Raw genomic sequence first — 17,385 nt, 5'->3', positions numbered from 1 at the left:
TAGTGATTACTGGTTGCTGCAGGTGGACACGGGGGCCGTGTCCAGCCAGGGCAGGTCGTGGCCCATCCGGTCCCGCTTGGTGCGCAGGTAGCGGAGGTTGTGCTCGCCCGCCTGTACGGGCATCGGCTCGCGGCCGTTGACCTTGAGTCCGTGGCGCACGAGGGCCTCGGACTTGTCGGGGTTGTTGGTCATCAGGCGCACACTGCGCACGCCGAGGTCGTCCAGGATCTGGGCGCCGGCGCCGTAGTCCCGGGCGTCGGCGGGCAGACCGAGCTCCAGGTTGGCGTCGAGGGTGTCCCGGCCGCGCTCCTGGAGCTCGTACGCGCGGAGCTTGGACAGCAGGCCGATGCCGCGCCCCTCGTGGCCGCGCAGGTACACCACCACTCCCCTGCCCTCGGCCTGGATGCGGTCCAGGGAGGCGTTGAGCTGGGGGCCGCAGTCGCAGCGGGCGGAGCCGAAGATGTCGCCGGTCAGGCACTCGGAGTGGACGCGGACCAGGACGTCCTCGCCGCCGCCGATCTCACCGTGGACGAGGGCGACATGCTCGACGCCGTCGACCGTGGAGCGGTAGCCGTACGCCGTGAACTCGCCGTGGGAGGTGGGGAGCCGGACCTCGGCCTCGCGGCGGACGGTGGGCTCCGCGGTCCGGCGGTAGGCGATCAGGTCCTCGATGGAGATGATCGTCAGGCCGTGCTTGCGGGCGAACGGGATCAGCTCCGGCAGGCGCAGCATCCGGCCGTCCTCGCCGGCGATCTCGACGATCGCACCGGCCGGGCGCAGGCCCGCGAGGCGCGCGAGGTCGACGGCGGCCTCGGTGTGGCCGTTGCGGACCAGCACCCCGCCGGGCTGGGCGCGCAGCGGGAAGATGTGGCCGGGGCGGACGAAGTCGGCCGGCTCGGCGTCACCGCTGGCGAGCAGCTGGAGCGTGGTGGCGCGGTCGGAGGCCGAGATGCCGGTGGTCACGCCGTGGGTGCCGGAGGCGTCGACGGAGACGGTGAACGCCGTCTTCATCTGCTCGGTGTTGTCCTCGACCATCTGCGGCAGCTTCAGCCGGTCCAGTTCCCCGCCCTCCATGGGGGCGCAGATCAGTCCGCGGCACTCGCTCATCATGAAGGCCACGATCTCGGGGGTGACCTTCTCGGCCGCGACGACGAGGTCGCCCTCGTTCTCGCGGTCCTCGTCGTCGACGACCACGATCGGCCGGCCGGCCGCCATGTCGGCGATGGCCTGCTCGATCGGGTCGAGCGCGAAGTCCTCGACGTTGTCCGTGCTGTACAGGATCGGTGCCGCACTCATGCCGGCGCTCCTTCCAGAGCGGGCCGCGTGCCCTGGCGGGAGCGCAGCCACCAGTCGCGCATGCCCCACAGGACGAGCGCGCCGTAGATGACGTAGACGAAGCCGGAGAAGGCGTAGCCGTTGGCGAAGTTCAGCGGGACGCCCACCAGGTCGACCAGCAGCCAGGCGAACCAGAACTCGACCATGCCGCGCGCCTGGGCGTACATGGCGACGATCGTGCCGACGAAGATGTACGCGTCCGGCCAAGGGTCCCAGGACAGGCTCGGGTACGCCTTGAACAGCAGCGCCACCGCGACGGTGCCGGCGGCGGCCGCGCCGACCATGACGCCACGCTCGGTCCAGGTGGCGAAGCGCGGGGTGATGTGGCCCTTGCCGTCCTGGCCCTTGTTGCGGTTCCACTGCCACCAGCCGTACAGGGCGACGACCATGACGATCGCCTGCTTGCCCGCGCTGCCGGTCAGATGGCCGTAGAAGGCGCCGAAGAGGATGAGGCCGGCCAGGAACTGGACGGGCCAGCTCCAGATGGATCGCCGCCAGCCGAGGGCGAGGGCGATCAGGCCTGTGATGTTGCCGATCATGTCCGACCAGAGGATGTGCTGGCCGAAGAGGGTGAAGGCCTCGGAGTTCAGCGAGTTCACCTGCCCGCTCCCTGCGTGCTCGCGAGCAGGCGCTCGACGTACTTGGCGACGATGTCGACCTCGAGGTTGACCGGGTCGCCGGGCTGCTTGATGCCGAGCGTGGTCAGGGCGAGGGTGGTCGGGATGAGGCTGACCGTGAAGTAGTCGGGGCCGGCGTCGACGACGGTGAGGCTGATGCCGTCGACGGTGATGGAGCCCTTCTCCACGACATAGCGCGTGAGGTCCGCCGGGAGGGCGATCTTGATGATCTCCCAGTTCTCGGAGGGCTTGCGCTCCAGGACCTGGCCGGTGCCGTCCACGTGCCCCTGCACGATGTGGCCGCCGAGGCGGGCGCCGACGGCGGTGGGGCGCTCCAGGTTGACGCGGGAGCCGGCGGCGAGGGCGCCGAGGCTGGAGCGGTTGAGGGTCTCCGCCATGACGTCGGCGGTGAACCAGTCGTCCTCGTGCTCCACGACGGTGAGGCACACGCCGTTGACCGCGATGGAATCTCCGTGCTTCGCGCCCTCGGTGACGACGGGGCCCCGCACGCGGAAGCGACACGCGTCGCCGAGGTTCTCGACGGCGGTGATCTCGCCCAGCTCTTCGACGATTCCGGTGAACACTTCCCGGGTCCTCCTGCCACATCGGGGCACGGACTCCGGGGCTGTCGATGACGACAGAAGATACGAGCAGGGGCACCGGGGGCGACGCCGGACAGACCCGTCCGCTCGGACGAGTAGTTACGGCGACGCGCATGAATGCCCGCCCGCCGCGCACTGCCTCCCATCCGGACTTTAACCGTCGGTCCAGGAATTTCACCTGGTCAACCGGCCGCTGGAAGCGGTCGGGTCGCGGACTGTAACCGCCGGTTCGGACTTTCACCGACCCCGGAGTGCGCTGCTTTAGGTACAGAGCCAGTGTGCCACGGCCGATCGAGGTCCATACGGGTGAGTGATGTGGAGTGGCTCACAGGTGCCCTCCCTGGACTTCTCAACCCGGCCCCACCTGTAGGACTCTCTGGTCTAGTCCTTTTTGGATCTCATCCCTTGAGGATCTCCATGGACCGGTCCGGCGGCGGTGACGACGGCCCTTGCCCGCCGCCGGGCCTCTCAGCACCCGTGTCCGGGCACCGGGTCCGGGCACCCGTGTCCGTGCACCCGCGTCTGGCAGGGTGAAACGCATGACGAGCGCGATCGCCGACGAGTTCGAGAGCCACCGCCCCCGGCTGTTCGGCCTGGCCTATCGCATGCTGGGCTCCGCGGAAGAGGCCGAGGACACCGTCCAGGACGCCTATCTCCGCTTCAGCGGCGCCGACCGCGCCGCCATCGAACACCTCGGGGCCTGGCTCGCCAAGGTCGTCACCAACCTCTGCCTCACCCGGCTGACCTCCGCACGGGCACGCCGCGAGCAGTACGTCGGCAGCTGGCTGCCCGAGCCCGTCGTCACCTCCGACGGCACCCTCGGCCCCCTGGAATCCGCCGAACAGCTCGACGCCGTGTCCATGGCACTGCTCGTCCTGCTGGAACGGCTCACCCCGACCGAGCGGGCGGTGTACGTCCTGCGGGAGGCCTTCGCCTACGGCTACCGGGCGATCGCCGAGGTGCTCGACCTGACCGAGGCCAACTGCCGTCAGCTGCACCGCAGAGCGGTACGACGGGTGGGCGAGCCCGAGTCCCGCTTCGCCGCCGCACCCCGGCGCCGGGAGGAACTGCTCGCCTCCTTCGTCACCGCGGCCCGGGAAGGCGACCTCGCCGGGCTGGAGAAGCTCCTCGCCGCCGACGTCACCTGGTGGAGCGACGGCGGCGGCAAGGTCTCCGCGGCCCTGCGGCCCGTCCAGGGACGCGACAAGGTCATCCGCTTCGCCCTGGGCGCCTGGCAGAAGTGGGGCGCGGACCTGCGCTTCGCGACCGCCGAGGTCAACGGCGCGACCGGGGTCGCCCTGTGGGCCGGCGACACACTCGCCGCCGTACTCACCTTCGACGCACGGGACGGGCTGATCACCGACCTGCGGGCCGTGCTCAACCCCGACAAGCTGGAGTTCGTACGCGGTCAGCTCGCCGCCTCCTAGCCGACTGTCACATTTCCCGGGGGCTGCCCGGTCCCAGCTGACGAGGGGCGCCCCGACCGGGGGCGTCCGGCCTTCGAAGGGACTGACCAGCATGACCACGATCCTGGTGACCGGCGGCACCGGCACACTCGGCCGGCTCGTCACCGAGCGGCTGCGCGCGGACGGACACGAGGTGCGGGTGCTCAGCCGGCACGCACAGCCGTACGCCGTCGACCTGCGCGAGGGCGGTGCCGCGCTGGACGCCGCCGTCGCGGGCGTGGACACGATCGTGCACTGCGCGTCCTCGCAGACCGGCGGGGACGAGAAGGCGGCGGCACACCTGATCGCGGCGGCACAGCAGGCGGGGGTGCGGCACTTCCTCTACATCTCGATCGTCGGTGTCGACCAAGTGCCCTTCCCCTACTACCGGATCAAGCTCGCCGTGGAGAAGCAGATCGAGGAGTCGGGGCTGGGGTGGACCGTGCTGCGGGCGACCCAGTTCCACGATCTGGTGGTGCGGGTGCTGCGGGCGATGGCCAAGTCGCCGGTCATGCTGCTGCCCGCGGGAATGAGCGACCAGCCCATCGAGGTGGCCGAAGTCGCCGACCGGCTGGCCGAGTTGGCGGCGGCACCGCCCGCGGGACGGGTGACGGACATGGGCGGGCCCGAGGTGCGTTCCTTCGATTCGCTGGCTCGGGCCTATCTGAAGGCGAGCGGCCGCAAGCGGGCCGTGCTGAATGTGCGGCTGTTCGGCAAGGCGTACCGCGCGTTCCGGGCGGGCGGACATCTCGCGCCCGGACACGCGGTGGGCAAGGGCACGTTCGAGGAGTACCTGGCGCGCCGACACGGTTGAACGCCGAGCGGATCCGGCGGGGCCGCGACCAGCCGCGTCGGCACCGTGGCCGACCGACAGCCCCTCCCCGCGCTCCCAGTACTCCCAGCGGAGCGCTCAGCGAGGCGCGAACAGGTCGTCCTGTGCCCTGTCCCGCGCCGTCAGCAGCGCACCGCGCAACACCGCGCCACCGCCCAGCACGCTGTGGCGCACCTCGGTCGGCAGAGGTGACATACGGCGGACTCGCTGCTCCACGCGCGCGGCGAGACCGTCCCCGCCCGCCTGGCCGACCTCACCCCCGAGGACCACGCACCCGGGGTCCAGGACGGCCACGACCGAGGAGACACCCACGGCGAGCCGGTCCGCCAGGGCATCCAGGAAGCCGTCCGTGCCCGCCCTCACCAGCGCCGCCGCCACCGGTTCGGCCCCCTCGGCCGCTCCCGTCACCCCGTGCTCCCCCGCCAGCTCCGCGATCGCCGCCGAGCCCGCCAGCGAGTGGAACCCCCCGTCGCACCCCGTCGCCGAGGGCAGACCCCCCGTCCCCGGCACCGGCAGGAACCCGATCTCGCCGGTCCCACCGGAAGCGCCCCGCCGCAGCGCGCCGTCGAGCACCACCGCCGCCCCCGTGCCGTGCCCCAGCCACAGCAGGACGAAGGTGTCGCGGTCCGCCGCCGCCCCCTCCCGCTGTTCCGCCAGCGCCGCGAGGTTGGTCTCGTTCTCGACATGGACCCGGGCCTCCGGGAGACGTTCCTGGAGGGCGGCCACCAGGCGGCGGTGCCATGCGGGCAGGCCGGTCGAGTTACGCAGCTCGCCCGTGACCGGGTCGATCAGGCCGGGTGCCCCGATGGCCACGGTGTGCAGCCGGTCCACGCCGGCCTCCTTGGCGGTGCGCTCGACCAGTGCCACCGCCTGCTCCACCGCGGGCCCGGTGCCCGCGTCGTCGCCGATCGGCACCGACGCCTCGGACAGCACCCGGCCCAGCAGGTCGGAGACGACGACCGAGACACCCTCGGTGCGGATGTCCAGCGCCGCCAGATGCGCCAGGTCCGCGACGATGCCGTACACCTTCGCGTTCGGGCCGCGCCGCTGCTCGCCCGACTCCCCGACCACCTCGATCAGGTCGGCGGCGATGAGGCGTTCGACGAGATCGGCGACGGTGGGGCGGGACAGACCGGTCAGCTCCTTCAGCCGGCCTGCGGTCAACGGGCCTTCCCGCTGGAGCAGTCGCAGGGCGAGCCGGTCGTTGATGGCCCGGGCGGTGCTGGGGGAAGCAGGCATGCCGGGATCCTTCCAGATCAGCGTGGCCACAGGCCCGTGGCCCTTAATCCTCTATCTATCAGGCAGGCTCCCTGATAGTTTACGTCGGCGACAGGGGCCGCAGCGCGCGAAGGGGCGGGAGAATGAGCCAAGTGGTGTACGACCAGGGACAGGTGAGGCGGGCGCGGTACGCCGTGGCGGCCGTCTTCGCCGTGCACGGTGCCGTCACCGGTTCGTTCGCGACCCGGGTGCCCTGGATCCAGGACCACTCCTCGGTCAGCGCCGGCCAGCTCGGCCTCGCCCTCGCCTTCCCCGCACTCGGCGCCTCCGTGGCCATGCCGCTGGCCGGCAGCATCAGCCACCGCTTCGGCGCCCGGAACGCCCTGCGCGGCCTCATCTCCCTGTGGACCCTGGCCCTCGTCCTGCCCGCCCTCGCCCCCGACCTGCTCACCCTCTGCCTCGCCCTCTTCGTCTACGGCGCGACCGCGGGCATGGCGGACGTGGCCATGAACGCCCTCGGCGTCGAGATCGAGAACCGCCTCGGCCGCTCGATCATGTCCGGCCTGCACGGCATGTGGAGCGCCGGCGCCCTGGTCGGTTCGGCCGCCGGCACACTCGCCGCCCACCTGGGCTCGGACGCGCGTCTGCACCACGCGCTGGCGGCGGGCGTCCTGACGCTCCTCGGCCTGCTGGCCTGCCGCTGGGTGCTCGACCTGCAGCCCACCGAGGACGAGGAACCGCCGCCGCGGTTCGCGCTGCCGCCGAAGTCCGCGCTGCTCATCGGAGCCGTCGGATTCTGCGCGGTCTTCGCGGAGGGCGCGAGCCTCGACTGGTCCGCGGTCTATCTGCGGGACCAGCTGGAGACCTCGGCCGGGCTCGCCGCCGCCTGCACCACCGGCTTCACCCTCACGATGGCGATCGCCCGCATCGCCGGCGACCGGATCGTCGACCGCTACGGCGCGGTGCGCACGGTCCGCACCAGCGGGTTCCTCGCCGTGCTCGGCGGGCTGCTCATCGTCGTGGCGAACCATCCGGCGGTGGCCATGGGCGGGTTCGCGCTGATGGGGCTGGGCATCGCGGTGGTCGTCCCGCTGTGCTTCGCCGCCGCGGGCCGCAGCGGGTCCAACCCCAGCCTGGCGATCGCCGGTGTCGCCACGATCACGTACACCTCCGGGCTCATCGCGCCGAGCGCGATCGGCACCATCGCCCAGGCGACCAGTCTGCTGGTGTCGTTCGTGCTGGTGACGCTGCTGGCGAGCGGGCTCGTGGGCTTCGCCGGCGTCCTGCGCACCGCCGACCGCGACCGCCCGAGGATCAGTCCGCCGGCCGCAGCAGTTCCCGACCGGCAGCCCTGAACCGGTCGCTCCACGGCGCGGGACGCATCGTCGCGAAGTCCAGCCGGACAAGGACCCGGGCACCCCGCGCGTACGTCACCGAGCCGTCCCGCGAACAGAAACGGAAGCCGTACGTCAGACCGGTGTTGCCGAGCCGCTCCAGCCAGAGGTGGACGGCGTACGTGCCCGTCCTGGTCACCGGCGCCTCATAGCTGATCCGCAGCTCCTTGACCGCGTTGCAGGCATCCCCCGCCACCGCCCAGTCGCCGTCGAAGTGGATGCCGTGCTCCTGCCACAGCTCGGTCCAGGCCCGCTCCACCATGAGCGGATAGCGGGCGTTGTGGAGCAGGCCGAGGGCGTCCAGGTCGTCGAAGTGGACGGTGACGGGGATCAGCCGGCCGTAGGACGGGACGGGGGCGGCTGTCGGGGCTTCGGCGGTCACGGGTGGTGCTCCAGGGGCGTACGGCGGGGTCCGACCCATATTAAGCGGGCGCTCAGCATGATGTCGGACCCGGGCGGTGACCAGCGGGGAACCCGGGCCGGGGAGGGAGCGTTGTCGTGGGAAGAGCCGCGGGGCGAGCCCCCGCGGCGAAGGGAATGAGGACCACGTCATGAGCGAGAAGGCCCGGATCCTGTTCGAAGCCCTCGACCTGGACCGGAACGGCACCCTGACCCGGGACGAGGTGATCATCGCCCTGCGGTCCAAGGGACCCACCCTGGCCGCCTCGGGAGACCTGCCGTCCTGGGGTCTGGGAGACGCCGACGCCTCCTCCGCACTGTTCGACGCCGCCGACCGGAACGGGGACTCGGTGGTGACGCTGGAGGAGTTCACGGCGGTGGTGGACCGCCGGTTCGGCTGGAGCTGACACCATCCCGCGGGCTCCCCTTGCCGGCCGTCAGGACCGGGCGGTCTCGGCGTCGCTGTAGTGCTGGGTCACGTTATTTACAGAGCACATGGCCAAGGCGCTGTCGCGCACAAGGGCGGTGGGTCCCAGGAGTCGTTTGCGGCAGCGCCGCCAGAGGCGCCGGCCGCGTCGGCGTCGGATGTCGCTCAGCGCGCCAGGTCGTAGGCGTACGACGGGGTGAACGTGCCCGGCGCACCCTTGCAGCCGTCCGACTCCCCCGGCAGCTTCACCCACAGATAGCCGTCGATACGGGCCTCGCCGGTGTTCAGGGTCGGGGTCCGGCCGAGCTTGCGGCCGTCGGGGTCGCACCACTCGCCGTCGGCCGGTGCGCCGTTGCCGTTGCGGCTGGTGTCGATGACCGCGCCGAGGCTCGCGGGACCGCCGAGGGCGTCGAGGACCTGCCGGTCGTAGGCGATCTCGTCGGCGGTGCGGTGGAAGTTGGAGACATTGCTGAACACGCCGTCGGAGGCCGCGGCCGAGGCGGCGCCCGCCTGGCGCAGCAGGTCGGCCTGTTTGGCCGGGGGGTTCCAGCCGGAGTGGCCGGCGTCGAAGTAGACCCGGGCCTTGGGATTGGCGGCCTTCAGGACCCGGCCGGCGCGGGCCAGCGAGGCGAAGCGGTCGGCGCGTTGACGCCCCGACAGACACGCGGACTGGGCTATCGAGTCGGGCTCCAGGATCACCACGACGTCGTCCGAGCCGAGCCCGGCGGCGAACCTGTCGATCCAGGCGTCGTAGGCGTCCAGGTCCGGTGCCCCGCCCTGGGAGGCCCCGCCGCAGTCGCGGTCCGGGACCGCGTACGCCACCACCACCGGGACCCGGCCCAGCGCGGCACCGCCGGAGGTCACGGCACGCACGCGTGCCGTGATGGTGGACGGCGTGTAATCGGCGAACCAGACGGCGGCCGGCTGGTCGGCGATACGGGACGCTATGACGTTCTGACGCGGGTCGCCGGGGTGGTCACGGACCCAGTCGAGGACCCGGGACTGGGGGTGGCGGTAGAGGCGGGGGGAGACGGCGGCGGTCTCCTGCTTCGGCTCGGCCTTCGTCGGAGAGGGCGTCGGGCTCACGGACCTCTTCTTCGGAGAGGCGGACACGGAAGCCGACTCGGTGGCCGAGGGGGACGGCGACGGCGCGGGAAGCGGGACTTCCAGGGCCGGTGAGTCCGTCACCTCGGGGCGGGCCTCGTCGGAGCCGCGGCCGTCGTCGAGCGCGGACATCATCCCGGTCACGGTGCCCACGGCGACCACGACGGAGGCCGCCGCGACCATGCCGCCCCGCCGGGCGGCACGCCTGCGCTCGGCCCTGCGTTCGGCCAGGCGATGGGCACGTTGGCCTGGCACCTGCTCATCCCCTCCCCGTTCTCCCCTGCCGTCCGCCTCCCGGGCGCCGCTACGGCTCTCGCCACAGCGGGAGCGTTCCCCCGTTCTGGGGAAGCGTCGGGCCCGCCGGCACTCCGGCCACCCTAAGCCTGGGACCCTGCCTGCATGCCGCAGTTGGAGCAGTTCGTCACTTCTGTCGACTCCGTCGTCTCCCGGATGCGCGCCCTGGACGAGGCGCTTCCGGAACGGGACGGGATCGCGGTCTTCAACCGCGTCTACCTCGCCGTCACCGAGGCGGTCGACCGGGGCATCGACACGGGCCGGTTCGCGGACGCACAGGCGGCGATCACGCTGGACGTGCGGTTCGCCGAGCGGTATCTGCGGGCGGTCGGCACGGTGGCCGCCGAGCGCCGCCCGCCCGCCTGCTGGCGGCCGTTGTTCCAGTACCGCCGGCATCCCGGGGTACGCCCGCTGCAGTTCGCGCTCGCGGGCATCAATGCGCACATCGGGCACGACCTCGCGCTCGCCGTCGTGGACACCTGTCGTACGCTCGACTGCGAACCCGTCGACGTGGAGGACGAGTTCGACCGGGTGGGCGATCTCCTCGTCTCGCTGGAGGAGCGCATCCGCGAAGATCTGATGCCGGGTCCCGATCTCCTCCAGATCGCCGACCCGCTGACCCATCTGCTCGGCGCGTGGAGCCTGGAGCGCGCCCGGGACGCCACCTGGACGGCGGCGCGTGCGCTGTGGGCGCTGCGTGGACTGCCCGATGTCGCCGAGGAGTTCACGGAGCGGCTGGACACGGCGGTCGGGTTCGCGGGACGGATGCTGCTCACCCCGCTGCCGGACTGAACCGGCCCGATCGGGAACCGGACGCCCGCCGAGCCGCTCTGGGCACACGTGGCGGTTCTTCTCCTGCTGACCCTGACCTTCGCGCCGTTGGTGACCCCGTTCGTGGTCGTGGGCCTCGCCCTGGCCCTGGCCAAGCGGGCCTGGGACCGAGAGCTCGGCAGCGGGCTGCGCCTGCCCGACGCCGTGTCGTGCGCACTGCTGGCGGCGCTCGCCGGCACGGCCGCCCTCGGCGCCTACGCGTACGGCGTCATGCAGGGCTTCTACATCCTGGACCCGGACCAGATGTGTGCGGCCGCCGGTGCGCGCGGCGACGTCGTGGAGACGCGGATGGCCCTGCCGGTCAGCGTGCGGTGCGTCACCTCGGCCGGCGAGGGAACCGAACTCGTGCCGAGCTGGGTGAACCCGGTCGTCCACGGCGGCCTGGTGCTCTGTGTGCCGGCCGTCGGGACGGCGGTCCTTTCGGGAGTCCGCCGTCGACGGGCTCAGTCCTCCGGCAGTTCCACCGGTGCGATCTCGTCGTAGACGTCCCCCGGACCGGGGTTCGTCGCGTCGGTCGCCCCGCCGAAGTGGTGCATGACGCCCCAGACCGCGTTCAGCGCGGTCTGGATCGCGCCCTCGGCCCAGCCGGCCGTCCAGGAGATGTCGTCGCCCGCGAGGAATATGCCCCGCTTGTCCGCGGGCAGCCGGTCCTGCATGAAGTGGGTGAACAGGCGCCGCTGGTAGCGGTAGTGGCCGGGCAGGTTGGCCTTGAACGCGCCCATGAAGTAGGGCTCGTTCTCCCAGGACACCGTCACCGGGTTGCCGATGATGTGCTTGCGGATGTCGACCTTCGGATAGATCTCGCCGAGCGACTTCAGCATGACCTCCATCCGCTCGTTCGCGGACAGCGGCAGCCACTTCAGGCTGTCGTCGCACCAGGTGTAGGAGAGGCAGATGACGGCGGGCTTGTCCGGGCCGTCGTCGAGGAGGTAGGTCCCGCGCGTCATACGGTCGGTGAGGGTCATCGACATGACGTCACGGCCGGTCTCCTCGTCCTTGTCCAGCCAGAACGGCCGGTCCACAGGGACAAAGAGCTTGCTCGACTCCATGTAGTGGGTGCGCTCGATCGCCGTCCAGTGGTCGATCGGGAAGAGCGAGTCGTCGCAGGCGATCTTCGACAGCAGCATCCAGGACTGCGCGGTGAAGACGGCCGCCTTGTAGGTGCGGATGTCGCCGTTCGCGTCCGTCACGGTGATCTGGTTGTTCGCCGTGCGGTGCAGCCGGGTCACGGCCGGGCGGGGTTCGGCGTTCGGGTGCAGCTGGGCCAGCGAGGTGCCGTAGGGCCAGTGGACGATCTTCTCCGGCGTGCGCTCCCACAGCCGCAGCGGCAGCTGCTGGGAGCCGCCGATGATGCCGCGGTGGTGGTCGTCGGCCTCGGTGTAGACGACGCGGAGGATCTCCAGGATGGAGTTGGGGAAGTCGGTGTCCCAGCCGCCGGTGCCGAAGCCGACCTGGCCGAAGATCTCGCGGTGCCGGAAGGACTTGAAGGCCTCGGAGTCGCAGAGGAAGCCGTAGAAGGTCTGGTTGTCGAGCTTCTCGACGAGCTTGGCCCAGATCTCCCGGATGCGCGGGACGTCCCGCTCGCGCATGGCCTGGTTCATGTCGGAGAAGTCGGCGCCCTCTTCGAGGCACTTGTTCCAGGCGGCGGCGACGTCACGGTAGACCTGCGGCAGGTCCTCGATGGTCTCGGCGTAGTGCGACTCGCCCTTGAGGTCGACCACGGTCGAAGGGGTCGCTTCCGCAAGGGGGTTGGGGAACGGCCGGGTCTTAAGACCCACCAGGTCGATGTAGTGCTGGAGGGCGGTGGAGGACGGCGGGAAGCGCATCGCGCCCATCTCGGCCGTCAGGGAGCTGTCGCAGCCCTCGAAGCCGACGGTCCGCAGCCGGCCGCCGATCCGGTCGGCCTCGTAGACGACCGGCTTCAGGCCCATCTTCATCAGCTCGTAGGCGGCCACGATGCCGGACAGCCCGCCGCCGATCACCGCGACCTCGGTGCCGTGCTCGGTCGCCGGTATCTGGCCGAGGCCCGCCGGGTGGGCGAGGAAGTCGTCGTAGGCGTACGGGAAGTCCGGGCCGAACATGGTGATCGGCGGCTGCTGCTCGTCGGCGTGCTGGACGGCGTTGGGCACCGTGGACGTCATGGGGTACGGACTCCTTGCGAATGCTGCGAAGAATGCGGGGGTGTTCAGACGTAGAGCTCGGGCCGCCGGTCCCGCAGATACGGGTTGGCCTCGCGGGAGGCGGCGAGGAGGGCCGGGTCGGCGTCGGCGAACACCAGTTGCTCGCCGCGTCCGGCGCGGGCGCGGGCGATCCCGTCGGGGCCGGCGAGGACGGAGAGCCCGACGAACTCGAACTCCCCTTCCTGGCCGACCCGGTTGACGTACGCGACGTACATCTGGTTCTCGAAGGCCCGCACCGGGATCATCGACTCGGCGACGAACTGGAACGGGTGCATCTGGGCGGTCGGGACGACGAGGAGGTCCGTGCCGGCGAGGGCGTGGGCGCGGACGTTCTCCGGGAACTCGACGTCGTAGCAGATCAGCAGCCCGACCTTCAGTCCGTTCAGCTCGGCCTGCACCACGTGCTGCTCGCCCGGCGTGAAGTGGTCGCGCTCGAAGCAGCCGAAGAGGTGGGTCTTGCGGTAGTTGGCAAGACGGTCACCGGTGGCCGAGATCAGCTGGGCGGAGTTGAAGACGGAGCCCGAGGACGCCTCCGGGTAGCCGTAGGCGATGGCCACCCCGTGCCGCGCGGCGATCTCCGCGACGGCGTCCGCGCTGTCCCCGTCGGCCGGCTCGGCGAGGCGCGCGATGTCGTCGCCGATCGCGTACCCGGTCAGGAACATCTCCGGCGCGGCCAGCAGGGCGGCACCCGCGGCCGCGGCACGGTCCGCGGCCTCGTCGAGGACCTTGAGGTTCCCGTCGACCGAGCCGGGGCGGCCGGAGCTCTGGAGCAGGGCGGTGCGCATGCGTGATCCTCACCGGGCGGAAGGGGTGGTTGTGGAGGCCGTCCAAGAGGCCCTCTAGACGGTACGGGCGGCTGACCAGGCCGGACAAGAAGGAGCCGTTGCGCGCCGGTGAGCGGTTCATTGCGCACGAGGCGGCTTGGGCGGCGATTCGTTGCGTCGGCCGGTCAGGGCCAGGGCGGTGACCAGGTAGGGCACCGCGAGGATCACGAAGACGGTGCTGTGCGCGGCCCGCGCGCCGAGCAGGGCGTACGCCGCGAACGTGACGACCGTCAGGAGTTCGGTGCCCAGGCTCGCCACCGAGGTGAGCGTGGCCCGGCGGGCGTCGTCGATGCGGTGCTGAAGGCGCACGTCGGCGAGGACCTCCGCCAGCTGGAAGCCCCCGAAGGCGAGGCCCACGAGCGCGATCCCGGCCGGGGTGCGGACCGCGGCGCCTACGGCCATCGCCAGCGCGGAGCCTGCCAGCAGCCACGCCATGCCGGTGGTGCCGAGGCGTTCGGCAGGTCCGGCCAGCAGGCTCGCCGCGGTGACGAGCGTCCAGACGAGCAGGATCAGATAGGGCACGGTCGCCTCGGCCACGCCGGTGTCCCGGGCCAGCAGGGGCGTGTACTCGTCGAGCGCGCCCCACACCGCGGCGACGGCCGGGATCAGCAGCAGGGCACCACGGACGGAACGGTTCCCGCGCGCCTCCCAGAGCCCGGTCCGCAGGGTCGCCCACCAGCCGTCGCCGCCCGGCTCCCGCCCCGCGCGGTGCTCCGGGAGCCGGGTGGCCGCCAGGGCGGCCAGTACGCAGGCGAGGACGCTGGCCGCGCCCACGACCGGATAGCCGCCCAGCGCGAACACCGGCCCGGCGAGCCCGATCGACGCCATGGTGGCGGCCAGCCGTGCCGCCCTGACCCGCCCCATCACGCGTGCGTACCGGTCGGCGGCCCCGAGCCGCTCCAGCTCGTCGTAGGCCAGCGCCTCCAGCGAACCGGAGCAGAGCGCTCCGCCGACGCCCCACAGGACGAAACCGAGCGCGAAGGCCCAGTACGACGGGACGATCACCCACAGCGCGAAGCCGACGGCGTTGAACAGCGGGCCGACCCACAGCAGCAGCCGGCGGGAGACGGCGTCGGCCAGGGCGCCGGAGGGCACCTCCAGCACGACGGCGGTGATCGACCAGAGGGCGAACAGGGAGGAGATCTCCCAGAGCGACATACCGGTGTCCGCGAACAGCAGCGCGTACACCGGGTAGAACAGGACGAAGTCGTCGAGGAACGCGTAGCCGTACAGCGTGGTCGTCAGCCGGCGGATGCCGGTCGCAGGCACGCGTGTGCGTGAGAGTGACATGAGGCCTTCCCGGAGGGGCGGATTCGGACGTCGTCGGTACGGCGTCCGAGGCGGCCCTCGGGAGGCACGGCTGGTGGATCAATGTCGCCAGGTCATGACGCCGATGTTAGGCAGTTCCCGGCCCGCTGCCCAGTGAAAATGTGGTGATCACGGCGGCGTGGTCGGACGGCCAGTCGTTGTCCTCGACGTCCGGCCAGGTCCGGGGGGTGCCGCTGACGTGGGTCCGGGAATCGAGCACCCGCAGTCCCCGGTGCAGGACGAAGTCGATACGGTCCTGTGGCTCCGGGCCGTCGCCGCCGTCCTCGCGCCCGGCGTGGATCGGCGACCAGGTGTGTCCGGGCGCCCGCACGGGGTCGGGGTGGGCCTGGCGGTAGGAGTCGGCCAGGCCCGCGTCCTCGGCCGCCTTGGTGACCGGCCACTCGATGTCCGGCCAGTCCAGGTGGGAGGGGGTGTTGAAGTCCCCGACGAGGACGACGGGCCCGGAGTCGCCGAGCCGGCCCAGGGCGTCCCGCATCTGGGACAGCCGTACCCCCTCGTGCTCCGCCGACCTCACATAGGGCCCGTACTCCGCGTAGTCCAGGTGAACCGTCCATACGTCCACCTCGGCGCCCTCGGCCACCCGGATCCGGGCACCCGCCGCCCCGTAGAAGCCCACGTCCGGATCGCCGAAGGTCTCCGTGATCGGATGCCGGCTGATGACGCCGAGGTTCTCCCCGGCCCGGTGGTGGTGCCAGCCGAGCGCCTCGGCGAGCTCCTGCGCGGCAGTCCCGTACGTCTCCTGCAGCCCGACCACGTCCACCCCGGTCTCGGCGATGACCTTGAGCTGCTTGGCCCGGTGGTCGTCGACCTTGGTGCCGCCGCACCAGAGGTTCCAGGTCATGACCCGGAGGCGGTACGGCAGCAGGGCGCGCAGGGTCGAAGGGGTGACGTCCTCCAGGCTGGCCAGGACGGTCCGGCCCGGCGCCGCCCCGATCGGCGCGAGGGAAGGCACCGCGAGCACCGCGCAGCCCGCCGCCTCTGCGGAGGCGACGCCGGTCTCGGTGTCCTCCACGGCGACGCAGGCCGCGGGGTCGGCACCCAGCAGACGGCAGGCGGCGAGGTAGGGATCGGGCGCGGGTTTGGTGCTCTCGGTGTCGTCGGCCGTGACGGACACCGCGAAGCGGCTCGCACCGAGCGCTTCGAGCACCGTGTCGGCCACGGCCCGGGGTGAGGCGGTGACCAGTGCGACGGGTACGCCCTCGTGGGCCAGGGCGTCGAGGAGGGCGAGCGCGCCGGGGCGGGGCACGATGCCGGTGCGGACGCGCCCTTCGAACTCCGCGTGGAGCGCGTCGGCGAGTTCCGCGGCCGGGGTGCCCGTCGCCGCGGCCAGCCAGCCGGCGGTGTGCTCGACCGCGCGTCCCAGCACCTCCGGACGGTCCGCCTCGGTCAGGGTCCGCCCGGCCACCTGTTCCACCGCCGCCCACCACAGCCGCTCGGTGTCGACGAGCGTGCCGTCCATGTCGAACAGCACGGCCTGGAGCGGGAGTCGGCTCACAGCGAGCTCCGTTCGGCGACCAGCACCGGCCGCTCCGGCAGCGACACGCTCACCGCGGCCCCCGCGCCGAGTCCGGCGGCCTCGTGCGCGGGCAGATCGGCCTTGACCTCGGTGCCGTCGGCCAGCCGGACGGTGACCCGGACGGCCGCCCCGAGGAAGGACGTGGCGAGCACCCGCGCCTTGCCGTCGTCCTCGGCGCTCACCCGCACGGACTCGGGCCGCACCAGCACATCCACCTCGGTCGCCAAGGGCACGCTCCCGTCGGCGGGCAACCGCTGCCCGAGCACGTCGACCACTCCGTCGGACAGCCGCCCCGGGATCCGGCTCATCGTGCCCACGAACTCGGCGACGAAGGCGGTGGCGGGCCGGCCGTACAACTCCGCGGGAGCCGCGCACTGTTCGAGCCGCCCGGCATGCATCACGGCGACCCGGTCCGCCATCGACAGGGCCTCCTCCTGGTCATGGGTCACGAACAGGGTGGTGATCCCGAGCTCCTGCTGGAGCCGCCGGATCTCCTCGCGCAGGGTGAGCCGCACCTTGGCGTCGAGCGCCGACAACGGCTCGTCCAGCAGCAGCACCCGGGGCCGCAGGGCGAGTGCCCGGGCCAGGGCGACCCGCTGCTGCTGCCCGCCGGACAGCTGGTGCGGGTACCGCCCGCCCTTGTCGCCGAGACCGACCAGTTCCAGCAACTCCGCGGCGCGCGCCCGCCGTTCGGCCGCGCGCACCTTCCGCATCCGCAGTCCGAAGGCCACGTTGTCGACCGCGTCGAGATGCGGGAAGAGGCTGTACGACTGGAACACCATCCCGGCGTCCCGGCGATGGGCGGGCACGCCCGTGACGTCCTCGCCGTCCACCAGCACCTCCCCGGAGTCGGGGTGTTCGAACCCGGCGAGCATGCGCAGCGCGGTGGTCTTGCCGCAGCCGGAGGGGCCGAGCAGGGCGAGGAGTTCGCCCGGCGCGACGGTCAGGTCGAGTCCGTCGAGGGCGACGGTCGGCCCGAACTCCCTTCTGAGACCCCGGAATTCGACGGTGGCCGCATGGTCGAGCGTCTTCATTGGT

General features: G+C 71.9%; 17 protein-coding genes and 1 riboswitch. Of the genes, 6 read left to right on the top strand and 11 right to left on the bottom strand.

The features are described 5' to 3' along the window. Positions 1–6: 6 nt before the first annotated feature. From PH203_RS11210 to PH203_RS11200, 3 genes are read right to left on the bottom strand one after another with little or no spacing between them, the layout of a single operon-like run. The gene (locus PH203_RS11210; RefSeq protein WP_289919293.1) at positions 7–1,296 is read right to left on the bottom strand and encodes a bifunctional 3,4-dihydroxy-2-butanone-4-phosphate synthase/GTP cyclohydrolase II; all 1,290 of its coding nucleotides are present in this window, start codon (positions 1,294–1,296) and stop codon (positions 7–9) included. Then, positions 1,293–1,934: a nicotinamide mononucleotide transporter family protein gene (locus PH203_RS11205; protein ID WP_289919291.1), complete on the bottom strand. Its 642-nt coding sequence runs from the start codon at positions 1,932–1,934 to the stop codon at positions 1,293–1,295. The genes PH203_RS11210 and PH203_RS11205 overlap by 4 nt, the downstream gene beginning before the upstream one ends. Beyond that, positions 1,931–2,536 (bottom strand): riboflavin synthase, encoded by a 606-nt coding sequence (locus PH203_RS11200; protein WP_289919289.1) that lies wholly within the window; start codon positions 2,534–2,536, stop codon positions 1,931–1,933. The genes PH203_RS11205 and PH203_RS11200 overlap by 4 nt, the downstream gene beginning before the upstream one ends. A 146-nt stretch (positions 2,537–2,682) precedes the next feature. Beyond that, a riboswitch (FMN riboswitch) is annotated at positions 2,683–2,813 on the bottom strand. A 280-nt stretch (positions 2,814–3,093) separates the two neighbouring features. Here PH203_RS11200 and PH203_RS11195 point away from each other — a divergent pair. Then, the gene (locus tag PH203_RS11195) at positions 3,094–3,981 is read left to right on the top strand and encodes an RNA polymerase sigma-70 factor (RefSeq protein ID WP_289919287.1); all 888 of its coding nucleotides are present in this window, start codon (positions 3,094–3,096) and stop codon (positions 3,979–3,981) included. 91 nt (positions 3,982–4,072) lie between these two features. Beyond that, positions 4,073–4,813, top strand: a complete 741-nt coding sequence (locus PH203_RS11190; protein ID WP_289919284.1) for an SDR family oxidoreductase — start codon at positions 4,073–4,075, stop codon at positions 4,811–4,813. A gap of 96 nt (positions 4,814–4,909) precedes the next feature. Here the strand turns inward: PH203_RS11190 and PH203_RS11185 are convergent, their stop codons facing one another. Continuing rightward, complete coding sequence (locus PH203_RS11185) at positions 4,910–6,070, bottom strand: ROK family transcriptional regulator (RefSeq protein ID WP_289919281.1); 1,161 nt, start codon at positions 6,068–6,070, stop codon at positions 4,910–4,912. A gap of 122 nt (positions 6,071–6,192) precedes the next feature. On the opposite strand from PH203_RS11185, the gene PH203_RS11180 reads away from it, so the two are divergent. After that, positions 6,193–7,404 carry an MFS transporter gene (locus PH203_RS11180; protein ID WP_289919280.1) on the top strand — a complete coding sequence of 404 codons (1,212 nt, stop codon included), beginning with the start codon at positions 6,193–6,195 and terminating at the stop codon, positions 7,402–7,404. Here the strand turns inward: PH203_RS11180 and PH203_RS11175 are convergent. Further along, the gene (locus tag PH203_RS11175; protein WP_289919278.1) at positions 7,364–7,825 is read right to left on the bottom strand and encodes a thioesterase family protein; all 462 of its coding nucleotides are present in this window, start codon (positions 7,823–7,825) and stop codon (positions 7,364–7,366) included. The genes PH203_RS11180 and PH203_RS11175 overlap by 41 nt on opposite strands. A 169-nt stretch (positions 7,826–7,994) precedes the next feature. Between PH203_RS11175 and PH203_RS11170 the strand changes: the two genes are divergently transcribed. Further along, complete coding sequence (locus tag PH203_RS11170; RefSeq protein WP_289919276.1) at positions 7,995–8,249, top strand: EF-hand domain-containing protein; 255 nt, start codon at positions 7,995–7,997, stop codon at positions 8,247–8,249. A 185-nt stretch (positions 8,250–8,434) separates the two neighbouring features. Here the strand turns inward: PH203_RS11170 and PH203_RS11165 are convergent, their stop codons facing one another. Then, positions 8,435–9,556 carry a glycoside hydrolase family 6 protein gene (locus PH203_RS11165; protein ID WP_289919458.1) on the bottom strand — a complete coding sequence of 374 codons (1,122 nt, stop codon included), beginning with the start codon at positions 9,554–9,556 and terminating at the stop codon, positions 8,435–8,437. Between the two features lie 216 nt (positions 9,557–9,772). Here PH203_RS11165 and PH203_RS11160 point away from each other — a divergent pair, with 216 nt between their 5' ends. Both PH203_RS11160 and PH203_RS11155 read left to right on the top strand, forming a co-directional pair. Next, positions 9,773–10,459 carry a DUF5995 family protein gene (locus PH203_RS11160; RefSeq protein WP_289919274.1) on the top strand — a complete coding sequence of 229 codons (687 nt, stop codon included), beginning with the start codon at positions 9,773–9,775 and terminating at the stop codon, positions 10,457–10,459. Between the two features lie 48 nt (positions 10,460–10,507). Further along, positions 10,508–10,981, top strand: coding sequence for a hypothetical protein (locus PH203_RS11155; RefSeq protein WP_289919271.1), 474 nt, complete (start codon positions 10,508–10,510; stop codon positions 10,979–10,981). Here the strand turns inward: PH203_RS11155 and PH203_RS11150 are convergent. From PH203_RS11150 to PH203_RS11130, 5 genes are all read right to left on the bottom strand, one after another. Then, on the bottom strand, positions 10,942–12,639 hold the full coding sequence (locus PH203_RS11150) for an NAD(P)/FAD-dependent oxidoreductase (RefSeq protein WP_289919268.1): 1,698 nt from the start codon (positions 12,637–12,639) through the stop codon (positions 10,942–10,944). The two genes, PH203_RS11155 and PH203_RS11150, sit on opposite strands and share 40 nt — an antisense overlap. 44 nt (positions 12,640–12,683) lie before the next feature. Next, positions 12,684–13,463 (bottom strand): carbon-nitrogen hydrolase family protein, encoded by a 780-nt coding sequence (locus tag PH203_RS11145; protein WP_289919266.1) that lies wholly within the window; start codon positions 13,461–13,463, stop codon positions 12,684–12,686. A 117-nt stretch (positions 13,464–13,580) separates the two neighbouring features. Next, positions 13,581–14,792 carry an MFS transporter gene (locus PH203_RS11140; protein WP_289919264.1) on the bottom strand — a complete coding sequence of 404 codons (1,212 nt, stop codon included), beginning with the start codon at positions 14,790–14,792 and terminating at the stop codon, positions 13,581–13,583. A 106-nt stretch (positions 14,793–14,898) separates the two neighbouring features. Further along, entirely contained in the window at positions 14,899–16,326 is a 1,428-nt protein-coding gene (locus PH203_RS11135; RefSeq protein WP_289919262.1) for an HAD-IA family hydrolase, read from the bottom strand. Continuing rightward, positions 16,323–17,381: an ABC transporter ATP-binding protein gene (locus tag PH203_RS11130; RefSeq protein ID WP_289919261.1), complete on the bottom strand. Its 1,059-nt coding sequence runs from the start codon at positions 17,379–17,381 to the stop codon at positions 16,323–16,325. Before PH203_RS11130 ends, PH203_RS11135 begins: the two co-directional genes overlap by 4 nt. Positions 17,382–17,385 lie beyond the last annotated feature (4 nt).

Origin of the sequence: Streptomyces sp. S.PB5 (assembly GCF_030403745.1) — a bacterium.
Taxonomy (GTDB): Bacteria; Actinomycetota; Actinomycetes; order Streptomycetales; family Streptomycetaceae; genus Streptomyces.
Note: the sequence above shows the minus strand (reverse complement) of the source record. Positions and strands in the feature narration are given on the sequence as shown.